Below are 20,014 nucleotides of genomic sequence, written 5' to 3'. Positions count from 1 at the left end.
GCTACGGTTGACCCACCTTCGCCGCGGGGATCGCAGCGAGGACCCGCGTACGACGAGGTGGGGGCACGACAAAGCCATGGCACAGGGCACGGTCCAGGTGACGCACACCGGCACGTCGCGGTGGCGGCGCCGCACTGGGGAGTACGGATCGCTCGCCGCAGCCCTGGAGGCCGCGGGTGACGGCGACGTACTGACCGTGGCGTCGGGCACGTACAGAGAGAACCTCGTCGTGGAGCGCGCCGTGACACTGCGTGGTCCCGAGGGCTCGCCCGGGTCCGTACGGATCGCGCCGGTCGACGGGGTGCCGCTCACGGTGCGCGCGTCCGCGACCGTCCTCGATCTGCACGTCGAGGGACAGGACTCGGCGGCCCCCGCGCTCCTGGTGGAGGAAGGCGCCCCCGAGCTCTGCGACTTGCGGATCGTCACGCGCTCGGCGGCGGGCATAGAGGTGCGGGGCGGCGCGCGGCCCACCGTGCGGCGCTGCACGGTCGACAACCCCGGAGGGGTCGGCATCGCCGTGCTCGACGGCGGGGGCGGTGTCTTCGAGGAGTGCGAGATCGTCTCGGCGGGACAGGCCGGAGTGGCCGTACGCGGCGGCGCACACCCCCGTCTGGAGCGCTGCCGGGTGCATCACGCGTCGGGCTCCGGACTGTCCGTCACCGGCGAGCACAGCGGCCTGGAGGCCGTCGGCTGCGAGGTGTACGAGATCAAGGGCACCGGCGTGCAGATCACCGGGCGCGCCACGGCGCACCTCACGGACTGCGATGTGCACCGCACCACGGCGGACGGTGTCACGCTCGACACGGACGCGGTGCTGACTCTCGCCGACTGCCGTATCCACGACATCCCTGAGAACGCGATCGACCTGCGCTCGCGCTCGGTCCTGACGCTGACGCGCTCGACGGTGCGCCGGTTCGGGCGCAACGGCCTGTCCGTCTGGGACCCGGGCACGCGCGTGGACGCCAACCAGTGCGAGATCCACGACAGTACGGGCGACTATCCGGCGGTGTGGGTCAGCGACGGTGCGACCGCCGTGCTCGACGCGTGCCGGGTGCACGACGTGCCGGACGCCCTGTTCGTCCTGGACCGCGGCTCGCGCGTGGACGTCGTCGACAGCGATCTCTCCCAAGTGCGCAACACGGCCGTGTCGGTGAGCGACGGCGCCACCGCCCAGCTGGACGACTGCCGGGTGCGTGAGGCCGCGACGGGTGCCTGGTTCCGGGATCACGGGAGCGGTGGCACCCTCGCCAACTGCACGGTGGACGCCGTGCAGACGGGCGTCATCGTCACCAAGGGCGCCGACCCGACGATCGAGCGCTGCACGGTCACTTCCCCTGCCGAGGCCGGCTTCTACGTGTCGGCCGGAGGCCGGGGCAGCTTCCACGGCTGCCGCGTCACCGGGAGCGAGGGCTACGGCTTCCACATCATCGACGGCTGCCGCACGACGCTCAAGAAGTGCCGTACGGAACGGTGTTCGCGCGGCGGCTACGAATTCGCCGAGGACGGTCCCGTCGTCGAGGACTGCACCAGCGACGAGAGCGGCGGGGTGCGCTCGACGGGGCAGGCCGCCGCTCCGGTGCCCGGCGTCCAGAAGGCCACGCAGACCGTGGGGCTGCTCAGCGCACTGCCCGACCAGCGTGCCGCGGCGCCCGAGGCGGAGGCGCCGGCCACGGCCCGTACGTCTACGGACGTCCTCGGTGAACTCGACACCCTGGTGGGCCTGGAGAGCGTCAAGCGCGAGGTGCGTGCCCTGACGGACATGATCGAGGTGGGCCGGCGCCGGCAGCAGGCGGGCCTCAAGGCGGCTTCCGTGAGGCGGCACTTGGTGTTCACGGGCTCCCCCGGCACCGGCAAGACGACGGTGGCGCGCCTGTACGGGGAGATCCTCGCCTCGCTCGGTGTTCTGGAGAAGGGCCATCTCGTCGAGGTGTCCCGGGTCGACCTGGTCGGCGAGCACATCGGTTCGACCGCCATCCGCACGCAGGAAGCCTTTCAACGGGCCACCGGCGGTGTGCTGTTCATCGACGAGGCGTACGCCCTGTCCCCCGAGGACTCCGGCCGTGACTTCGGGCGTGAGGCGATCGACACGCTGGTGAAGCTGATGGAGGACCAGCGCGAATCCGTGGTGGTGATCGTCGCGGGCTACACCTCCGAGATGGAGCGCTTCCTCTCGGTCAACCCCGGTGTGGCGTCCCGTTTCTCACGGACCATCACCTTCTCCGACTACGCGCCCGAAGAGCTGCTGCGGATCGTGGAGCAGCAGGCCGACGAGCACGAGTACCGGCTCGGCGAAGGTGCCTCCGAAGCCCTCCTGAAGCACTTCACGGCGCTCCCGAAGGGGCCTGCCTTCGGCAACGGCCGCACGGCGCGGCAGACCTTCGAGTCGATGGTCGAGCGCCACGCGGGCCGGGTCGCCCAGCTCGCCGAGCCGAGTACGGACGACCTGACCTTGCTCTACGAGGACGACTTGCCCGAGCTGCCCTGAGGCGCGGCGGGCTCGGCGTCCGGGCGTGGCGCCGGCACTTCCGGGCGCAGCCTGGCGAGGAGGCGGGCCCGCTCCTCGGCGAAGACGGGGTCGGCCTGGTAGTCGGAGTGGCCCAGGATCGGTGCGGGCAGCGGGTGTTGCTCGGTGCGGCCGTAGGCGAGGGGGTCCTTCAGCGCCGGGTGGTCGACCTGGGGGCCGTCCTCGCCCGGCAGGCGGACGGGGCCTCCGATCGGGTCGGTGGTGCGGTGCAGATTGCGCCAGCAGTCGACCTGGCGGTGCAGGGCGCCGAGCGCGGCGGGGCCGAAGTGCGCCGGGAACCAGCGTCCGTAGAGCCGCTCGAGAGGCGATCCATAGGTGAGCAGGGCGACGCGTCGGCGGACCGTGGGATGCAGTTGCCAGGCCGCCGCCGCGGCGAGGACGCTGCCCTGGGAGTGCCCCGACAGGACGAGGCGTCCGCCCGTGGTACGGATCCAGGTGGCCATGCGCCAGGTCAGGTCGGGCACGGCGCGCTCCGCGTAGCAGGGCGGCGCGAAGGGGTGCGCGGCGCGCGGCCAGAACGTGCCGACGTCCCACAGGATGCCGATCGTTCGGCGGGCCGACGCGTCGCGGTAGGCGCGCCTTCCCCAGGTGACGAAGAGTATGAAGCCGAGGCCGATGAGCCAGGAGCCCATCGCCTGCGCTGTCTGCGCGGCGCCTTCCACGATGTCGTACGTGCCCTGTGCTGCCTCTCCCGGGACCTGGTGGGTCGCCCAGGCGCCGATGAGGGCTCCCGCGCCGAGGAGGAGGGTCACGGTGGAGACCGCGCCGATGATCATGGGCGCCTGGTCGGTGAGGGCGGCACGCGCGCGTGTGCCCGCGATGCGGCTGGTGCGGGCCGGGTCCTCGGGCTCCCCCGGGTAGTCGGTCGCGACGATGGCCGTCTCACGGCGCTTGAGCCGCATGGTGCGCTGGGCCAGGAAGGCGCACACCACGGCGACGACGATCAGCAGGGGCGGGATCACGGAGGCCTGCCAGGACAGCAGGACGGGCGGCCCCTCGATGGTGCCGTCGGCGCCCGGCGTGCCGGATCCGTCCAGCCAGTCGGCGACGCGCTGGGCCACTCCCCCGGACATCACGCCGCCCAGTGCACAGGCCAGCATCGCGGTCGCGGGTCCGCCGAGGCCATGCAGGGCCGAACGGAAGTCGCGGGCCCGGCGGTGGATGGCGTGGGCGACCACGGCGAGCGCCACGATCACCGCGCCCTGCACGAGGACGATGCCGCCGAACGTCGCGTCTCCGGGCAGGCGCCCGTGCGACCGCCACTCGGGGCGCGACCAGCCCGCGTACAGGACGGCGAGCAGCAGGAGGGCGAGTGCGGCTGCGGGCAGGAGGCGGACGAGGGTGCGGTCGAGGGTGCGGTCGATGGTTCTCTCGCTGCGGCCCCTGCGGCACACCACCCAGACGACGACGGCGGTGCCCACGACGAGTGCGCCGTCGAGGATCCGGCCGAGCACGTCGAGGAGGGCGGGGCCGCCGCTCTCTCGATCGAAGCGGGCGGCCGAGGTGCCGACGGCGGCCGCCACCGTGAGCAGGCCCGCGGCGGTGTGCGCGGCGCGCAGCCGGGCGACGAGACGGCGGCCGTACCAGAACCCCGGCCTGCCGAGCGCGTTGGTCGGGGCCTCCTCGGGGTCGGGCTGATGGGGCAGCGGCTGCTGGGACTCGTACGCGCCCCAGGTGCGGTGGGAGAGGTACCAGAGGAGGCCGGTGAGGGCGGTCGGGACGATCGCGGCGAGGGCGAGGCGGCGGCCGGGCTGGCTCCACCAGCCGCCGTGTCCGTGCGCGTCGACCGACAGGAAGCCGAGCCAGGAGCGTTCCTCGGCGCACGCGTGCGTGCCCGCGCACTGCCAGGCCACCAGGTCGAGTGCCACCTCGCAGGCGGCGGCGACCAGGAGGACGGTGAGGCTGAGGCCGGCGAGACGCACCAGAAGGCCATAGGCGCGCACGGTCCGCGTGCGGCGGTGGGCGTTGGGGCGCATCCAGTGGGCGAGGTTGACGACCATGAAGGGCAGGAGCAGCAGCCAGAGGGCGCGCGAGCCGTTGCCGGACGTGAGGTTGCACCAGACGTACGCCTCGGGGACGGGCTTGCCCCGGTAGTCGTCGGGGCGTTCCTCCGCGTCGACGTCGTCGGCGCGGCGGTAGACCGCGGCCGTGTCGTCGCCGGAGACCCGGACCGTGCGCGGGTCGCCCAGCATCGCCTCGGGGGTGGTGCCCCCTACGCCGTGGACCAGAAGTTCGAGGGCGGACTCGTCCGCCGTGTCACGCTCCACCGTTCAGCATCCCCCGATTGACGTGCGCGTGTGGTGCCGGAATCAGAATCCCCGCTCACGGCCGCGCTACGCATCCCTCGTCACCGAATCTCCCCCATCCGTGCGACCGCGCGCCATATGGCCTGTGCGAGCGGGCAGGGGTACGGCTGTCGGTGGCGCGTGCGAGGATGTGGCGACCATGGACGGCTGTGACGAGGCGAAGGGATCCGACAGGACGTGAGCGAGAATCAGAACCTCCTCGCGGAGCAGCGCCGGGCCCTGATCCTCGACGAGGTCAGGCGCCGCGGCGGTGTCAGGGTCAACGAGCTCACGCGCAAGCTGGGCGTCTCCGACATGACGGTCCGCCGCGATCTCGACGCGCTCGCCCGGCAGGGTGTCCTGGAGAAGGTGCACGGGGGCGCGGTCCCCGTGGTCGAGGCGAGCACCCACGAGCCGGGTTTCGAGGCGAAGTCGGGGCTCGAGCTCAGCGCCAAGGAGGACATCGCGCGGACCGCCGCGGCCCTGGCTGCGCCGGGCACGGCCATCGCGCTGTCCGGCGGCACGACGACGTACGCGCTGGCCCACCACCTCCTCGACGTGCCGGACCTGACCGTGGTGACCAACTCGGTGCGGGTGGCGGACGTGTTCCACGGTGCGCAGCGCTCGTCGGGACAGCGGCAGGGCGCGGCGACCGTGGTCCTCACGGGCGGCGTGCGGACGCCTTCGGATTCTCTTGTGGGGCCCGTCGCGGACCAGGCCATCGCGGCGCTCCACTTCGACGTGCTCTTCCTCGGCGTGCACGGCATATCGCTGGAGGCCGGCCTGTCGACGCCGAACCTGGCGGAGGCGGAGACGAACCGGCGGCTGGTGCAGTCCGCGCGCCGGGTCGTCGTGGTCGCCGACCACACCAAGTGGGGGACGGTGGGCCTGAGTTCGTTCGCCTCGCTCGACCAGGTCGACACGCTCGTGACGGACGCGGGGCTGCCCGCCGACGTGCGCGCGGAGATCTCGGAGGAGCTGCGGCTGGTCATCGCGGGCGAGCCCGGAACAGGTACAGACATCTGACGGTACGCCAGCTATGGTGACCCCTGCCCGGTCAACCGCCCGATTCCGCTTGGGGGCTGAACGTCCATGGCACGCCGACTGAAGCCTGTGGGGCTGGAGTTCACCGAGTCCGCGCCGCTGCGCCTGGTCTTCGCCCGCGAGGTGTCCGCGCCTCCGCAGGCGGTGTTCCAGGCGCTCGCCGAGGACGTGACAGGCTGGCCCGAGTGGTTCTCCGCCGTGACGCTCGCCCGTCCGGCGGACGGTGGCGCGGGGCGCGAGGTACGGCTCAGGGGCGGCGCGCGCATGCGGGAGACCATCCTCGCGGCCGACCCCGACGTGGTGTACGCGTACCGGGTGGACGAGACCAACGCGCCGGGGATACGGGCCCTGGTCGAGGAGTGGCGGCTCACGCCGTCGGGCACCGGTGGGACACGCGTGCAGTGGACGTTCGCCGCGGACGGGGCCGCCGCTTTCCGGGTGGGGCTGCGGCTCGGCCGGGCGGGGCTCGGTCGCGCGTTCCGTGGCGCGGTGGCCGCGCTCGACCGCAGGATAGCGGCGAACTCCCGGGATTCCAGGGCGAGTTGATCGGCGGCTCGGCGACCGTCGAGCCCTTCCCGGCCGGCGGGCCTCAGGCGGCGCTCGGCCAGACTCCCGTCGCGAGCAGCGTCTCGATGGCCCGCGTGTAGGGCGCGATGTCCAGGCCCTGGTGGGCGAGCCACTGGTCGGAGTAGTACTTGTCGAGGTAGCGGTCCCCCGGGTCGCACAGGAGCGTGACGACGCTGCCGGTCCTGCCCTCGGCCACCATCTCGGCGACGATCTTCAACGCGCTCCACAGACCCGTACCGGTCGAGCCGCCCGCCTTGCGGCCGATGGCTCCTTCCAGGGCGCGCACGGCGGCGACGCTCGCCGCGTCGGGCACCTTCATCATGCGATCGATCGCGCCGGGCACAAAGCTCGGCTCCATGCGCGGCCTGCCGATGCCTTCGATGCGGGAGCCGCAGTCGCAGGTGACGTCCGGGTCCCCGGTCGTCCAGCCCTCGAAGAAACAGGAGTTCTCGGGGTCCGCGACACAGATGCGGGTGTCGTGCTGCATGTAGTGGACGTAGCGGGCGATGGTCGCGGAGGTGCCGCCGGTGCCGGCGGTGGCGACGATCCAGGTGGGCTCGGGGTAGCGCTCCAGCTCCAGCTGCCGGTAGATCGATTCCGCGATGTTGTTGTTGCCGCGCCAGTCCGTGGCCCGCTCCGCGTAGGTGAACTGGTCCATGTAGTGGCCGCCGGTGTCGACCGCCAGGGCCGCCGACTCCTCATACATGGTGCGCGAGTCGTCGACGAAGTGGCACCGGCCGCCGTGGAATTCGATCAGGCGGATCTTCTCAGGGCTGGTGGTGCGGGGCATCACGGCGATGAAGGGCACCCCGATGAGCTTCGCGAAGTAGGCCTCGGACACGGCGGTCGAGCCGCTGGACGCCTCGATGACGGGGCGGCCGGGCCGGATCCATCCGTTGCAGAGGCCGTAGAGGAACAGCGAGCGGGCGAGCCGGTGCTTGAGGCTGCCCGTGATGTGCGTCGACTCGTCCTTCAGATAGAGGTCGATGCCCCACTCCTCGGGGAGCGGGAAACGCAGGAGGTGGGTGTCGGCCGAGCGGTTGGCGTCGGCCTGGACCTTTCGCACGGCTTCTTTGAGCCAGCTTCGGTACTCGGCGTCCGTGTGGTCCACGTCCAGCGTGGGCACCGGGTCCGCCCCTTGGGGGGTCCCGGCCGACTGGTCCTGCTGAGGGGTGCTCACCGCATGGCTCCTTGGCGTCGTTCCGAGCGCCGGTCCGACGCCGTCCACACCCGGCCGTCGCGTTTACGACCGGTCGGACGCCCCGATCATAGACACCTTCCGCACCCTTCTCACCTGCATAAACACCCCTTTGAGCAACTCAAAGGAACGCCTGCCCCAGGGCAGGAACAGGCGTGCGGAGGAACAAAGGCGTGAGTGGGCCCTTCCCATGCCGGGCGCAATGGCTTGCGCACTGGTGCGGACGCCGTCGTGCGGGCAGACTGCACCGCGGGGCCGGTGAGTGCTCACAGCAAGGGGGCGGACGACATGGCGGAGCCGGAGTTCACGGCGACGGGTGTGCGCATAGGGCGACTGCTTCGCTCGCTCACCCGGGCAGGGGAAGTCCGCATCAAGGGCGGCCGTCTCGAACTGCTCACGAGTTACGGCAGCGAGATCGACAGCGCGCCACTGCAGGAAGTCCGCGCAGGCAAGGCTTGGTTCGCGCCCGGCGACCGGGCGCTCGCCGATGTCGGCGGCAGGCGCTACCTGCTGAAACTCGGCGACGATCATGAACCCGGCGACGCGGTGCCCCGTCTCGTCGGCGAGAGCGGGCCGCCCACGACGCGTCGGTTCCTCGACGCGGTGCGCAGGGCGCGCGGCCGGCTGACGTAGGTCGGTGGCGGACTGGGGGACTGCGTGCGCGAGTTGCAGGCTCGCACCCCCTGGGTCACTCTGGTCACACATCACTACTCAGGGTTTACCGGCGATAACGCTGCGAACCAGCCCGCCGGACATGCAGCAGGCGGGCCACGGCTGACAACGCGACCCTCTGCTGGCTCGGTACTCCGCCTTCTTCCGGACCTCAATTCGGGGAGTCGCAGCCGTGATCAGCCACCCAAGCAGGCATTGCACGGTGGAGCTCCAGGCCCTGCCGTCGCGGATCCGCCAGGTCCGCAGAATCGTATCGGCGCAATTGCGCTACTGGCATCTGGATCCCCTGATCGACGAGGCGATGCTCGGCGTGACCGAGTTGCTGACCAACGTCCATCGGCACGCCGGTCCCGACAAGATGTGCACCGTCGAGATCGAGCTGCTGCGCGACCGCCTCACGGTCTCGGTGCACGACCACGACCCGCACCTGCCGCAACTGTGCGAGGCCGACCCGCTCGCGACCTGCGGCCGGGGCCTCGCCCTGGTCGCCGCCGTCAGCGAGAGCTGGGGCGCACGGCCGCAGGGCGAGGACGGCAAGGTCGTGTGGTTCACGCTCCCCGCGCCACCGGCGGCGCTGCCGCTGCCGCCGATTCCCGAGTACCGGGTGGCGGACGCGTTCCCCGAGCTGGACTCCCCGGCGGACCGCCGCGCGGCCCGACATGCTCCCGCCCGGTCGGCCGTTGTCGGCTGACCGGGCGGTGACCACACCCTCGTACGGCAGGGGCCGTGTCACTCCTCACGGCACGGACCACGTCACTCGGTGGCGATGGCCCGCAGTACGTCGAGGCGTGCGGCGCGGCGTGCCGGACGCAGGCCCGCGAGCGCTCCGGCGGCGAGGCCCACCAGGGCCACGACGACGAGCTGGAGCGGGGGCAGGGCGAACGCGAACGCGCTGTCGCTCGCGCCGTCCGACGCCTCGACCAGGACCCAGCCGAGGAAGCCGCCGAGCACCAGGCCACCCGTGGTGCCGAACGCCGCGACGAGCACGGACTCCCACCGGACCATGGCCCGCAGCTGGGCACGGGTCTGTCCGACGGCCCTCAACAGGCCCAGTTCGCGGGTGCGTTCGTGGACGGCCAGGGTGAGGGTGTTGGCGATGCCGAGCAGGGCGATCAGCACGGCGAGGGCCAGCAGCGCGTAGACCAGGGTCAGCATCATGTCGATGCCGCCGGCGGACGACTGCGCGTACTCGTCACGGGTCTGCACCTCCGGATTCCCGTATGCCACGGCGACCTTGGAGACGGCGGCCTTGCCGTCGGCCGTGCTCACGCCGTCCTTGAACGTGACGGCGATCAGGGTGTCGGAGTCCTGGGCGCGGTGCGGGGCCCAGGCCTCGCGCGTGATGACGTAGTCCCCCGCGAGCTCCGACTCGCCGTAGACCGCTCGGACGGTGAAGCTCCGCTGCTTGCCGTCGGTGAAGGCCAGGCGGGCGGTGCTGCCCGGTGCGAGGTGCTGCTTGTCGGCCTCCTTGCGGGTGATCGCGATGCCGTCCGTCCCGAGGTCGTTCAGCGAACCGCGGACAGTACCCAGGTCGAAGGACTTGGCGAGCGCTGCCGGGTCGGTGACGGTGAGGGCGCGGCCCTCGCCGTCGATGTCCGCGACTCCCTTGCCCAGGCCGACGGCCGTCGCGACCTGCGGCTGCTCGGCGATCGCCGGGGCGAGTTTCGGACTGAGGCCGCTGCCGCCCGCACCGAACGACGGCGCGGACACGGCGATGTCGCCGGCGAAGGAGCGGGACACCGTCTGGTCCATGGTCGCCTTCAGCGAGGCGCCGAAGACGGTGAACAGGGAGACGACGGCGACCCCGATCATCAGGGCGCTCGCGGTGGCGGCGGTGCGCTTGGGGCTGCGCAGCGCGTTGCGCCGGGCGAGGCCTCCGGTGACCCCGCGCAGTTTGTCCAGGGGGCTGCCGAGGACTCGTACGGCGCGCGACGAGGCGACGGGACCGAGGACCACGAACGCGACGAGGATCAGTAGGCTGCCGAGTCCCGCGAGCCAGATGGACGGCGACGCGAGGACGCCGACCAGGGTGACGGCGACCGCCGCGACGCCCAGTGCCGTGCCGATGACGGCGCGGCGGCGCGAGGCCCCGGACTGGTCGACGGCCGTCTCGCGCAGGGCCGCGAGGGGTGCGGTGCGTCCGGCCCGTACGGCGGGCAGGAGCGCGGAGCCGAGGCAGACGAGGATGCCGACGGCCAGCGGGAGCAGCATGGACAGGCCGCTGATCACGAGAGCGCCGTCGGGGAACGGGAAGCCGATCGCGGGAAAGAGTGCCTGGAGCCCGGCCGCGATGCCGACGCCGCCGGCGAGACCGGCGACCGACGCGAGGACGGCGACGGCACTCGCCTCGACGAGCGTGGCGGCGGTGACCTGGCGGCGGGAGGCGCCGAGGGCACGCAGCAGCGCGTTCTCCCGGGTGCGCTGGGCGACGACGATGGCGAACGTGTTGTGGATCGAGAAGGTCGCCACGAGCAGGGCGATGCCGGAGAACACGAGGAGGAAGGTGGTGAAGAGGGTCAGGAACTGGCCGGAGATCATGTCGGTGTTCTCCTGCGCCGACGCCTCGCCGGTGATGGCCTCGATCCCCTTGGGCAGTACGGGGGTCAGCTCGTCGACGAGTTCCCGCTGGCTGGTGCCGGGGCCGGCCCGCACCTGGATGGACGCGGCCTCGCCGGGCTTCGGCGTGAGGTACTTCTCCGCGTCGGCCTGCGTCATGCCGGTGTACGTCACCTGGGCCATGCCGTCCTCGCCGCCGAAGGTCGCGAGGCCGACGATCGTCACCTCGACGGGGTCGGGGGTGCGCAGGGTCGTGGTGTCGCCGATCTTGAGGTCGCCCTTCTTGGCTGCTCCCCGGTTGACGACGACCTCGCCGGTCTTCGAAGGGGTGTGCCCTTCGGCCAGGCGGTAGGGGTTGAGTTCGGGGTCGTCGATCCAGTTGCCCGCGAGGGTGGGCGGGCCCTGGCCGCCGATCGCCTTGCCGTTGCTGCCGACGAGCTGGCCCGCGCCCTGGATGCCGGGCACGGCGGCGGCGACCCCCGGAGTGTCGGCCAGTTTCTTCGCGAGCGACGCGGCGACGGGCTGCCGGGTGCCCTGGCTCTCACCGGGGGTCGTGATCACGTTCGTGCTGCGGACGACGGCGTCCGTGCCGCTCGACGCGTCGCCGAACATGGTGTCGAAGCTGGCGCGCAGGGTGTCACCCATGACGAGCGTGCCGGTGAGGAAGGCGACGCCGAGCAGGACGGCCAGGAAGGTGCCGGCGAAGCGCCGCTTGTGGGCGCGCAGCGACGACAGGCTCAGGCGCGCGGAGGTGCTCAGGGAGCTCATGACGGTGTCTCCCCCGCATGCCGTGCGCCGCCGGCCGCGTCGAAGGCCTTCATGCGGTCGAGGACCTTGTCGGCGGTCGGGTCCTGCATCCGGTCGACCTGACGGCCGTCGGCGAGGAAGACGACCTCGTCCGCGTGGGCGGCGGCCACCGGGTCGTGGGTGACCATGACGACCGTGCGGTCCATCTGCCGTACGGCGCGGCCGAGGAGCCCGAGCACCTCCTCGCCGGAGCGCGAGTCGAGGTTGCCGGTGGGCTCGTCGGCGAAGACCACGTCGGGGCGGCCGGCGAAGGCACGGGCCACGGCGACACGTTGCTGCTGTCCGCCGGAGAGTTCGGACGGCCGGTGGTGCAGGCGGTCACGAAGGCCGACGACGTCGGTCAGGGCATCGATCCACTCCCTGGATGCGGCGTCGTCCTTCGCGCCCGCGAGGTCCATCGGCAGGGTGATGTTCTCCGCGACCGTCAGTGTCGGCACCAGGTTGAAGGCCTGGAACACGAAGCCGATGCGGTCGCGGCGCAGCAGGGTCAGGCGGCGGTCGTCGAGGTCGCTCAGGTCGGTGTCGCCGATGAAGGCGGAGCCGGCGCTGAGTGTGTCGAGGCCTGCCGCGCAGTGCATGAGCGTGGACTTGCCGGAGCCGGAAGGACCCATGATCGCGGTGAACCTCCCGGCACCGAAGCCGACGCTCACGCCGTCCAGGGCCCGGACCGCGGTGTCGCCGCTGCCGTAGACCTTCACGGCGCCGACGACTCGGGCCGCGGTCCGGGTGAGCGTGTCGGTGGTCATTCCGCACCGCCCTTGGTGCGGCCGAACTCCTCGTTCAGGACGGAACTCCGGCGCCAGAACTCGTCCTCGTCGATCTCGCCCGCGGCGAAGCGCCGGCCGAGCACGGTGAGGGGTGAGTTCTCGTCGGCGGCGGGCCGCCAGGGGCCGCCACGGCGGCGTCCGCGCCACACCGTGCGGCGCAGCAGCGTGACGACGCCGATGACGACGGCCGCCCAGATCAGCGGGAAGAACAGGATCCACGGGCCGGGCCCGCCGTCCCAGTTCGCCAGGGTCTGCATGAGAGTCATCTCCTCGGGACGTGTGTTCACGTTTTCTCGATGACTCGAGACTCGCTCCGAAGGGGGGTCGAAGTCGTCGTACAGCCAGCGGCAGCGCGCGTACCACCACGGGAGTACGGGGGGTGCTTCCGCCTACTCTCCCCAACTCCCAGCCTCTGTACCTACTAGTATGTACAGTGGATTCATGAGCACTTCGGACCGGTTGATCGAGTCCACCCGTGAGCTCCTGTGGGAGCGCGGTTACGTGGGCACGAGCCCCAAGGCGATCCAGCAGCGCGCCGATGCGGGGCAGGGCAGCATGTACCACCACTTCGGCGGGAAGCAGGACCTCGCGCTCGCCGCGATCGAGCGTACGGCGCAGGAGATGCGGGCCACCGCCGCGAAGTCGTTCGGTGGCCCCGGCTCGGCCTACGCCCGTATCGAGGCGTATCTGCGGCGCGAGCGCGACGTGTTGCGCGGCTGCCCGATCGGCCGGCTCACGATGGATCCGGACGTGATCACGAGCGACGCGCTGCGCGCACCCGTCGACGAGACGATCGACTGGCTGCGGGAGCAACTCGCCGGGATCGTCGAAGAGGGCAAGGAACAGGGCGAGTTCGCGCCCTCGCTGGATGCCGAGGAGATCGCGGCGACGATCGTCGCGACCGTCCAGGGCGGCTACGTCCTGGCCCGCGCGTCCGGCTCGCCCGCCGCTTTCGACACGGGGGTGCGCGGCCTCCTGTCACTGCTCGCACCCGCCGCCTGAGCCGAGGAGAGACACGACCGTGCACGCGATGCAGTACGACATCACACTGCCCGCCGATTACGACATGGGCATCATCCGCAAGCGGGTGGAGACCAGGGGGCATCTCCTGGACGACTTCCCCGGACTCGGCCTCAAGGCCTATCTGATGCGGGAACGCGGTGTCGCCGGGTCGCCCGTGAACCAGTACGCGCCCTGCTACTTGTGGAACACCTCTCAGGGCATGAACTCGTTCCTGTGGGGGCCCGGATTCCAGGGCATCGTGGACGACTTCGGCCGGCCCGAGGTGCAGCACTGGGCCGGACTCGCATACGAGGAGGGCCCGGCCTCGCACGCCACCCCGAGAACCGCGGTGCGCCGTCGGACACCCCTCACAGGTCAGGCGCCGCTCGCCGAGCTGACGGACGCCGCCGTGCGCGACGCGGCCCGTATCGCCGGGCAGGACGGGGCGGTGTGCGCTGCCCTCGCCGTGGACCCGCGCCAATGGCAGCTGCTCACCTTCTCCCTCTGGGACCACGCGTCACCGGAGACGCCCGGCGATCTCTACGAAGTGCTGCACCTGAGCGCCCCCGAGCGCGACCGGCTTCCCCGGGGCAGGCAGTGGTGACCGCGACCGTACGGACCGTGCTCGGGGACGTGGCGCCCGAGGAACTCGGCGTGTGCGACGCGCACGACCACCTCTTCTTCCGCAGCCCCCTGCTTGCCGGCCAGGAACTCGACGACGCGGCCGCCGCAGAGGCGGAACTGCGCGCCTACCGTGAGGCGGGCGGTGGCACGGTCGTCCAGTGGACACCACACGAGCTCGGACGCCGGGCCGAGCTGCTGCCCGGCCTGTCGACCGCGACGGGCGTACGGATCGTGGCCGCGACCGGGCTCCACCAAGCCGCCCACTACGCACCGGAGTTGCTCGCCCGGCTGCGTCCCGTCCTCGCCGACGTGTTCGTACGGGAACTCACCGAGGGGATCGGCGACAGCGGTGTGCCGGCCGGGCTCATCAAGGTCGCGGGCGGCTTCCACGCTCTCGACGACCACGCCGTGTGGACCATGCGGGCGGCGGCCGAGGCCCATCACGCGACCGGCGCCCCGATCGCCGTCCACCACGAGCTGGGGACGGGCGTACTGGACGTACTCGACCTGCTGTGCGGCGAGTTGGGGGTGGCGCCGCAGCGGGTCGTGCTCGGGCATCTCAACCGCTCCCCCGATTTCGCCGTGCACCGCCAGGCGGCCGAGTCCGGCGCGTATCTCGCCTTCGACGGGCCTTCGCGCGCCAACCACGCGACGGACTGGCGGATGCCGGACGCGATGGCGGCGCTTGCCGACGCGGGGTTCGGCGACCGGATCCTGCTCGGCGGCGACACTACGACCGCCGGAGCGCGCTCGGTGAGCGGCGGGCCCGGCATGCCGTACCTCCTGCGCCGCGTCCGCCCGCGGCTCGAACTGGCCCTGGGCAAAGAGCTGGTGGACCGGATCCTCGTCGACAACCCGGGCAGGGCGTTCGCGGTGGAGCGGCTGCCCGGGCGGTGACGGACGGGCTCACTCGGCCCGTGCGGTTCCGGCCGGCGGTGTGCGGCCGTCGTGGTGCACAGGCCCCGCGGACGCCACGACCGACGTCGGCACCGGCGAGAAGACCGGGTACATGAGCCGGTTGGACAGATAGGCGAAGACCGGCCCGAGCGCGTTCATCGCCACCACGCAGACCCACGCCGCCCAGATGTTGCCCGACTTGAAGCCGAAGCCGCCGAAGAACGTGGCGAAGTAGCTGGCGAAGCCGAGGAACATGCCGGGAATCAGCGAGAACACCTTGATGCGGCCCGTGTACATCAGGACGGTGTTGACGACCATGATCACCAGGGCCAGCACCGCGTTCCGGGCGAACTGGCTGTCGCCGAACGCCGTGCCCACGTGCTGGTCGATCAGCACGATGATCAGGGCGAAGGAGGAGCCGGCGGGCATCGTGCACCACAGCCTGCGCGCGTTCGCCCAGCTCGGCCCTCCGAGCGCGAAGACGGCCGCCCACGAGATGAAGATCGCCCAGGGCGGGAGATGGAGCGCGGTCCCTCCGATGAACGCCGTCAGGCCGGCGAGCACGGAGGCAACGATTTCGTGAGAGAGGCGTTCGCGCATGGGGATTCCTCTGCTGGAGTCGGATGGCAGTGCGCGGTGCCGTGCGGGGGCGTGGGGGGGGCGGGTGCGAGTGCGATGGAGGTCAGTGGACGAGGAGTTCGCTGGTCCTGATCGTGCGGGCCACCACCTTTCCCGCCTTGATGACGTGGGCGCGCTCGGGCCGGTCCAGGACGATGTCGTCGTAGACCTGCGTGTCGAGCACCACCAGGTCGGCGCGGGCGCCGGTCCGTACGCCGTAGTCGGCGGCGATGCCCACGACCCGGGCCGCGTCGTGCGTGACCATGCGAAGGACCCGGTGGAGGTCGGCGGGCCCGGACAGGTGGCCGGTCTGTGCCAGCAGGAGCGCCGTGTCCAGGGGGTCCGCGCGCCCGAAGGGGGTGAAGGCGTTGCGGATGTTGTTGGAGGAACAGGCGGCCAGTACGCCGTGGTCCCACAGTTCGCGGACCGGGGCGATCCCCCGCCGCACCGACCGGGTGTCCCGTCGTCCGCCGAGGTGCAGGTCGGTCGCCGGCAGCGGCACGACGGCGACGCCCGCGTCGGCCAGTGCGGCCATCGCCCGCGCCCGGTCCTTGGGTTCCCGGCCGCCGAGCGAGGTCATATGACCGAGCGTCACCCGGCCGCCCAGGCCCCGGCGCGTGGTCCGGTCGGCGATGAACTCGGCGAGCGCGTACCGGGGGTCGGACGCGTCGTCGGCGAAGTCGGCGTGCAGGTCGGCCGGTACGCCGTGCTGTGCGGCGAGATCGAGTACGAACTCGACGTGGCGACGGCAGTCCTCCAGGGTGGCCTCGTTGTACGTGCAGCCGCCCACCACGTCGGCGCCCGCCGCCAGCGCCGAGACCAGAAGCTTCTCGGTGCCGGGTGCACGCAGAATGCCTTCCTGGGGGAACGCCACGATCTGGAGGTCCACCAAGTCCGCGTACTCCTCACGGAGTCGGAGCAGCACCTCGACGCCGAGCAGTCCCGCGATCGGGTCGACGTCCGGGTGCGCGCGGATCACGGTCGTGCCGTTGAGGACCGCCGCCTCCAGGACGCGGCGCGCACGGGCCCGTACGTCGTCGGGCGTGAAAGCGCTCTTCAGTTCGCCGGTCACGGCGATCGCTCCGGCGAGGGTGCCGTCGGGGTTGCTCCGTACGCCGTCCAGGAGGGCCTTGTCGAGATGCAGATGCGGTTCGACGAAGCCGGGCAGGACGACGCGGCCCGCGCAGTCGATCACCTCGTCGGCGTCCTGGCCCGAGGCGTCCCCGACGACTCGCACCCGGCCACCGTCGATCACCACGTCACAGGGCGACCGGGCGTCTTCCACACGTGCTTGACGCAGTATCAGCTGAGGCATGCGGGCTCCCGGGGGATGGAGGGTCGGTTGCGCCGATGCGGCCGATGCGCGGATCAGTCAGGGAAGTCCGCCTTGCGGATGAGGCAGTGCACGCCCTGGACCTGGTCGACGACCTGCGAGATCTCGAAGTCCGCCGCCGCGCTCAGATAGGCGTACGCGGCCGGCCCGTCCATGCGGAAGCGGTCCGTGAGGAAGCGGACGGCGGAACGCACCGCTTCCCGCATCGCCTCGTCGAGGTCCACGTGCAGCCCGACAGGGATCCAGTGCCGGTCGGTCTCGCCGAAGGGATGCGTGAGGGCCGCGGCGGCCGCGCGGGCCCGTGCGCTCTTGAGAAGGGTGAGCCGGAACGTGGCGCGCAGCGGCGCCTCCAGGGCGGTGAGGGCGACTTCGCCGTTGCCCTGGGCGTAGTGCGGATCTCCGGTGTAGAAGCCCGCTCCGGCCGTCTGTACGGGCAGATACAGCGCGGAGTGCGTCGCGAGGTCCTTGATGTCGAGGTTGCCGCCGTGCCGTCCCGGCGGCACGGAGTGCTCCGGCCCGTCCGTGTCGGTGGCCACGCCCATGATGCCCATGAAGGGCCGGAGCGGGAACCGGGCCGCCCGGTCCTCGGCGTAGCGGATCACGCCGACGTCCCGGCCGTCCGTTCGCTCCACCTGACAGAACGTGAACTCCGGTCCGGTACACGCGAATTCGTCCGGCAGGGCGCCGCGGCCGTGCCGGCTGGAGATGACGCCGTAGTCGGCGCGCCGGTGCAGGGACAGCACTTCGGCCTTGAGGAGGTCACCCGGCTCGGCGCCCCGGATGTGGACGGGCGCGCTGACGACATGAGGGCCGTCCCCGTCCGGGTCCCGTGGAGGCGGGGACTTCGCCAGCAGGCGTGCGTCCGAGAGCACTTCGGTCGCCGCGATGCCGTACCGCCCGAAGAAGGCCGCCGGCTCGCGCCCCTGGTCCTCCAGGATGCCCTCGTGCGAGACGGTGTCGAAGGTGACGCTGTCGCCTGAGTCGATCGTGAGCGCCGGCGCGGTGGTGCGGCAGGGCAGCCGCCCCCAGCCGACGGTCTCCGGTGTGGCCCGCAGATAGTGCGTGCCGTCGATCGGGCCCTGTCCCGCTTCGAGTATCACTGCGGCCTCCCTGCTGTGACGGTGCCGTTGAGGGGTCCTTCGGTGGTTCGCGCAGGCTCGCTCCCGAGCCGGCCGGCGCCACGACGCGTGGGGCGAGCCGGCGTGCGGCGTCGACCTGTCCGGCGAAGGTGGTGTGGGTGGCGTGGGGGTCACCGCGCGGCAGCGCGTTGTCGCCGATGGCGAACACCGCCGCCCTCGGCACGGCTCGGGGAGTCATGCGGGTCACCGTAGGGGCGGCCCATCGAGCCGGTCATGGGCACCGGACGCCAGGATGAGCGGCCCGCCGTTGACACCCGCTGACAAGGGACGTCCCCGACCGGAGCGGGAAACACGGAAGTTACGCGCGGGGTATTACAGGTTACTCGCGGCTGTCGCATAGTGACTGCGCATGACAGGCATAGGCATCGGTATCGCCCCGACCGTCCCCTACGGCCTCTCGCCCGGTCTGACCGTGAGCGAGGCGCTGGCCCTGCCCTGCCTCAGCGGCGCACGACTCGTCGCCGGGGCGAGCGGCGACGGCCGCCGTATCCGCGTCGTCAACATCATGGAAGTCCCCGACATCGTGCGCTGGATGCGCGGCGGCGAACTCCTGCTGACCACCGCCTATGCCGTCCGCGACGACGCACAGGCGCTGAGCGACCTGATCCCCGTGCTCGCCGAGCGTGGGCTCGCCGCCCTGGCCGTCAAGGTGGGTCCTTATCTGCCCGAGCTGCCGCCGGTGATGCTCGCGGTGGCGGACGAACTCGGCTTCCCTGTCGTCGAGTTGCCGGGCGGCGTCATGTTCAACGACATACTCTCCGAGGTACTGGGCACCGTACTGAACCGTCAGGCCCTGGAGCTGGAGCGTTCCCGCGCCATCCATGAACGGCTCACCGCGGTGGCCCTCGACGGAGGCTCCTACCAGGAACTCATGAACGTGCTGCTCGAACTGTCCGGCTGTGCGGCCGCCGTCCTCGACGACCACGGCTGGATCCTGGCCTCCGCCGGGTCCCCGCCTCCCGACCTTCCACCGGCCGCCGAGCGCGTCATCGAGACGGGCACGGGCGCGAGCGGCACCGTGGCCCTGTGGCGGGACGGCACCCAGGCCGCGGACCCGGGCGCCGGGGCTGCCCCTCCTGCGGCGCGCGAGCTCGACACCCACCAGCGGATGGCGCTGGAGCACGCCACGACGGTCGCCGCCACCATCGCCGCCCAGGAACGCGCCCTGGCCAGCCGCCAGCAGCGCTACCGCACCCTGCTCCTGATGGAGCTGGTCTCACGGCCGCCGCGCGACCGCGCCGAGACCGCCCGCCGCGCCGCGGCCATGGGCTGGAACCTGCGGCTGCCCCGCGCGGTCGTGCTCATCGAGGTCGCCTCCACCGGCGCCGGCGGTCCCTCCGACACCGAACTCGCCCTGGAGGAAAGACTGTTGCCGCTCGTGCGGTCGGCCGCCGGGCCCGCCGCGATCATCTGGGGCAGCCAGAGCGGACTCGTCCTGCTGATGGAACCGGGGCCGTCACTCACCGGCCGGTGTCAGGCCCTGCACGCGGCTGTCACCGCCGCACACCCCGACTGGGACGTGGCGGTCGCCGCCGGGACGGTCCGGGACGACTTCACCGACTACCACCACAGCTACGAGGAAGCGGCGCAGACCCTGACGCTCGGCCGCGAACTGCACGGCCCCGACTTCGTTCGCGGCTACGCGGACCTGGGGGTGTACCGGCTTCTCGGACAGCTGCCCGCGGCGGAACTCAGGGCTCTCGTCGACGACGCGCTCGGCCCGCTGCTCGCCCACGACGCCGAGCACGAGGGCAGCCTCGTCGAGACCCTCGGCGCCTACCTCCTCCAGGACCGCAACGGCGTGGCCACCGCAGCCCGGCTGCACGTCCACTACAACACCCTGCGCTACCGGCTGCGCCAGATCGACCGCCTCACCGGCGGTCTTGAACGCCGTCCGACGGCCCGGCTCCAGACCGAACTGGCCGTCCATGCCTACCGGTTGCTCTCGGCACGCGAGCGGCACTGAGCAAGCCCTCCTCAC

General features: G+C 71.8%; 17 protein-coding genes. 9 read left to right on the top strand and 8 right to left on the bottom strand.

What is annotated here, in order from left to right; translation table 11 throughout:
• The first annotated feature begins 76 nt into the window (after positions 1-76).
• Entirely contained in the window at positions 77-2,485 is a 2,409-nt protein-coding gene (locus ACIPWY_RS18360) for a right-handed parallel beta-helix repeat-containing protein (RefSeq protein WP_362907600.1), read from the top strand.
• On the opposite strand, the gene ACIPWY_RS18355 is transcribed toward ACIPWY_RS18360, so the two are convergent.
• Entirely contained in the window at positions 2,455-4,791 is a 2,337-nt protein-coding gene (locus tag ACIPWY_RS18355; RefSeq protein WP_393700528.1) for a hypothetical protein, read from the bottom strand. The genes ACIPWY_RS18360 and ACIPWY_RS18355 overlap by 31 nt on opposite strands.
• A gap of 216 nt (positions 4,792-5,007) precedes the next feature.
• Here ACIPWY_RS18355 and ACIPWY_RS18350 point away from each other — a divergent pair, with 216 nt between their 5' ends.
• Both ACIPWY_RS18350 and ACIPWY_RS18345 read left to right on the top strand, forming a co-directional pair.
• Positions 5,008-5,835, top strand: coding sequence for a DeoR/GlpR family DNA-binding transcription regulator (locus tag ACIPWY_RS18350; RefSeq protein ID WP_362907604.1), 828 nt, complete (start codon positions 5,008-5,010; stop codon positions 5,833-5,835).
• A gap of 66 nt (positions 5,836-5,901) precedes the next feature.
• Positions 5,902-6,399, top strand: a complete 498-nt coding sequence (locus ACIPWY_RS18345; protein ID WP_362907606.1) for an SRPBCC family protein — start codon at positions 5,902-5,904, stop codon at positions 6,397-6,399.
• Between the two features lie 43 nt (positions 6,400-6,442).
• On the opposite strand, the gene ACIPWY_RS18340 is transcribed toward ACIPWY_RS18345, so the two are convergent.
• Positions 6,443-7,600 carry a PLP-dependent cysteine synthase family protein gene (locus ACIPWY_RS18340; RefSeq protein ID WP_362907608.1) on the bottom strand — a complete coding sequence of 386 codons (1,158 nt, stop codon included), beginning with the start codon at positions 7,598-7,600 and terminating at the stop codon, positions 6,443-6,445.
• Between the two features lie 306 nt (positions 7,601-7,906).
• Between ACIPWY_RS18340 and ACIPWY_RS18335 the strand changes: the two genes are divergently transcribed.
• Both ACIPWY_RS18335 and ACIPWY_RS18330 read left to right on the top strand, forming a co-directional pair.
• Complete coding sequence (locus ACIPWY_RS18335; RefSeq protein WP_100598547.1) at positions 7,907-8,251, top strand: hypothetical protein; 345 nt, start codon at positions 7,907-7,909, stop codon at positions 8,249-8,251.
• Between the two features lie 211 nt (positions 8,252-8,462).
• Complete coding sequence (locus ACIPWY_RS18330; protein WP_362907610.1) at positions 8,463-8,981, top strand: ATP-binding protein; 519 nt, start codon at positions 8,463-8,465, stop codon at positions 8,979-8,981.
• A 62-nt stretch (positions 8,982-9,043) separates the two neighbouring features.
• Here ACIPWY_RS18330 and ACIPWY_RS18325 read toward each other — a convergent pair whose 3' ends face one another.
• From ACIPWY_RS18325 to ACIPWY_RS18315, 3 genes are read right to left on the bottom strand one after another with little or no spacing between them, the layout of a single operon-like run.
• Positions 9,044-11,605, bottom strand: coding sequence for an FtsX-like permease family protein (locus ACIPWY_RS18325; protein WP_362907699.1), 2,562 nt, complete (start codon positions 11,603-11,605; stop codon positions 9,044-9,046).
• 5 nt (positions 11,606-11,610) lie between these two features.
• On the bottom strand, positions 11,611-12,399 hold the full coding sequence (locus ACIPWY_RS18320; protein ID WP_401533895.1) for an ABC transporter ATP-binding protein: 789 nt from the start codon (positions 12,397-12,399) through the stop codon (positions 11,611-11,613).
• On the bottom strand, positions 12,396-12,677 hold the full coding sequence (locus tag ACIPWY_RS18315) for an SHOCT domain-containing protein (protein WP_362907614.1): 282 nt from the start codon (positions 12,675-12,677) through the stop codon (positions 12,396-12,398). The genes ACIPWY_RS18320 and ACIPWY_RS18315 overlap by 4 nt, the downstream gene beginning before the upstream one ends.
• A gap of 184 nt (positions 12,678-12,861) precedes the next feature.
• On the opposite strand from ACIPWY_RS18315, the gene ACIPWY_RS18310 reads away from it, so the two are divergent.
• The 3 genes from ACIPWY_RS18310 to ACIPWY_RS18300 are packed head-to-tail and all read left to right on the top strand — an operon-like array spanning position 12,862 to position 14,943.
• Positions 12,862-13,422: a TetR/AcrR family transcriptional regulator gene (locus ACIPWY_RS18310; protein WP_362907616.1), complete on the top strand. Its 561-nt coding sequence runs from the start codon at positions 12,862-12,864 to the stop codon at positions 13,420-13,422.
• Positions 13,423-13,441: 19 nt separating this feature from the next.
• Positions 13,442-14,026 (top strand): DUF4865 family protein, encoded by a 585-nt coding sequence (locus ACIPWY_RS18305; protein WP_362907618.1) that lies wholly within the window; start codon positions 13,442-13,444, stop codon positions 14,024-14,026.
• Entirely contained in the window at positions 14,023-14,943 is a 921-nt protein-coding gene (locus ACIPWY_RS18300) for a phosphotriesterase (protein WP_362907620.1), read from the top strand. The genes ACIPWY_RS18305 and ACIPWY_RS18300 overlap by 4 nt, the downstream gene beginning before the upstream one ends.
• Before the next feature lie 9 nt (positions 14,944-14,952).
• Here the strand turns inward: ACIPWY_RS18300 and ACIPWY_RS18295 are convergent, their stop codons facing one another.
• The 3 genes from ACIPWY_RS18295 to ACIPWY_RS18285 all read right to left on the bottom strand — a co-directional run bounded on the left by ACIPWY_RS18295 (position 14,953) and on the right by ACIPWY_RS18285 (position 17,994).
• On the bottom strand, positions 14,953-15,543 hold the full coding sequence (locus ACIPWY_RS18295) for a DUF1097 domain-containing protein (protein WP_362907622.1): 591 nt from the start codon (positions 15,541-15,543) through the stop codon (positions 14,953-14,955).
• An 82-nt stretch (positions 15,544-15,625) separates the two neighbouring features.
• Positions 15,626-16,876, bottom strand: a complete 1,251-nt coding sequence (locus ACIPWY_RS18290) for an amidohydrolase family protein (RefSeq protein ID WP_362907623.1) — start codon at positions 16,874-16,876, stop codon at positions 15,626-15,628.
• 53 nt (positions 16,877-16,929) lie between these two features.
• Positions 16,930-17,994, bottom strand: coding sequence for an acetamidase/formamidase family protein (locus ACIPWY_RS18285; RefSeq protein ID WP_393700522.1), 1,065 nt, complete (start codon positions 17,992-17,994; stop codon positions 16,930-16,932).
• Between the two features lie 388 nt (positions 17,995-18,382).
• Between ACIPWY_RS18285 and ACIPWY_RS18280 the strand changes: the two genes are divergently transcribed.
• On the top strand, positions 18,383-19,999 hold the full coding sequence (locus ACIPWY_RS18280) for a PucR family transcriptional regulator (RefSeq protein ID WP_401533891.1): 1,617 nt from the start codon (positions 18,383-18,385) through the stop codon (positions 19,997-19,999).
• Positions 20,000-20,014: the final 15 nt, after the last annotated feature.

The organism is Streptomyces sp. NPDC090032, assembly GCF_044748025.1.
In the GTDB taxonomy this organism is placed as follows: domain Bacteria; phylum Actinomycetota; class Actinomycetes; order Streptomycetales; family Streptomycetaceae; genus Streptomyces.
Note: the sequence above shows the minus strand (reverse complement) of the source record. Positions and strands in the feature narration are given on the sequence as shown.

What these genes read in the sequence shown, in the direction of transcription:
- ACIPWY_RS18360 (WP_362907600.1), top strand. Translation starts at nt 77, where the DNA reads ATGGCACAGGGCACGGTCCAGGTGACGCACACCGGCACGTCGCGGTGG.
- ACIPWY_RS18345 (WP_362907606.1), top strand. Translation starts at nt 5,902, where the DNA reads ATGGCACGCCGACTGAAGCCTGTGGGGCTGGAGTTCACCGAGTCCGCG.
- ACIPWY_RS18335 (WP_100598547.1), top strand. Translation starts at nt 7,907, where the DNA reads ATGGCGGAGCCGGAGTTCACGGCGACGGGTGTGCGCATAGGGCGACTG.
- ACIPWY_RS18320 (WP_401533895.1), bottom strand. Translation starts at nt 12,399, where the DNA reads ATGACCACCGACACGCTCACCCGGACCGCGGCCCGAGTCGTCGGCGCC.
- ACIPWY_RS18315 (WP_362907614.1), bottom strand. Translation starts at nt 12,677, where the DNA reads ATGCAGACCCTGGCGAACTGGGACGGCGGGCCCGGCCCGTGGATCCTG.
- ACIPWY_RS18310 (WP_362907616.1), top strand. Translation starts at nt 12,862, where the DNA reads ATGAGCACTTCGGACCGGTTGATCGAGTCCACCCGTGAGCTCCTGTGG.
- ACIPWY_RS18295 (WP_362907622.1), bottom strand. Translation starts at nt 15,543, where the DNA reads ATGCGCGAACGCCTCTCTCACGAAATCGTTGCCTCCGTGCTCGCCGGC.
- ACIPWY_RS18290 (WP_362907623.1), bottom strand. Translation starts at nt 16,876, where the DNA reads ATGCCTCAGCTGATACTGCGTCAAGCACGTGTGGAAGACGCCCGGTCG.
- ACIPWY_RS18280 (WP_401533891.1), top strand. Translation starts at nt 18,383, where the DNA reads ATGACAGGCATAGGCATCGGTATCGCCCCGACCGTCCCCTACGGCCTC.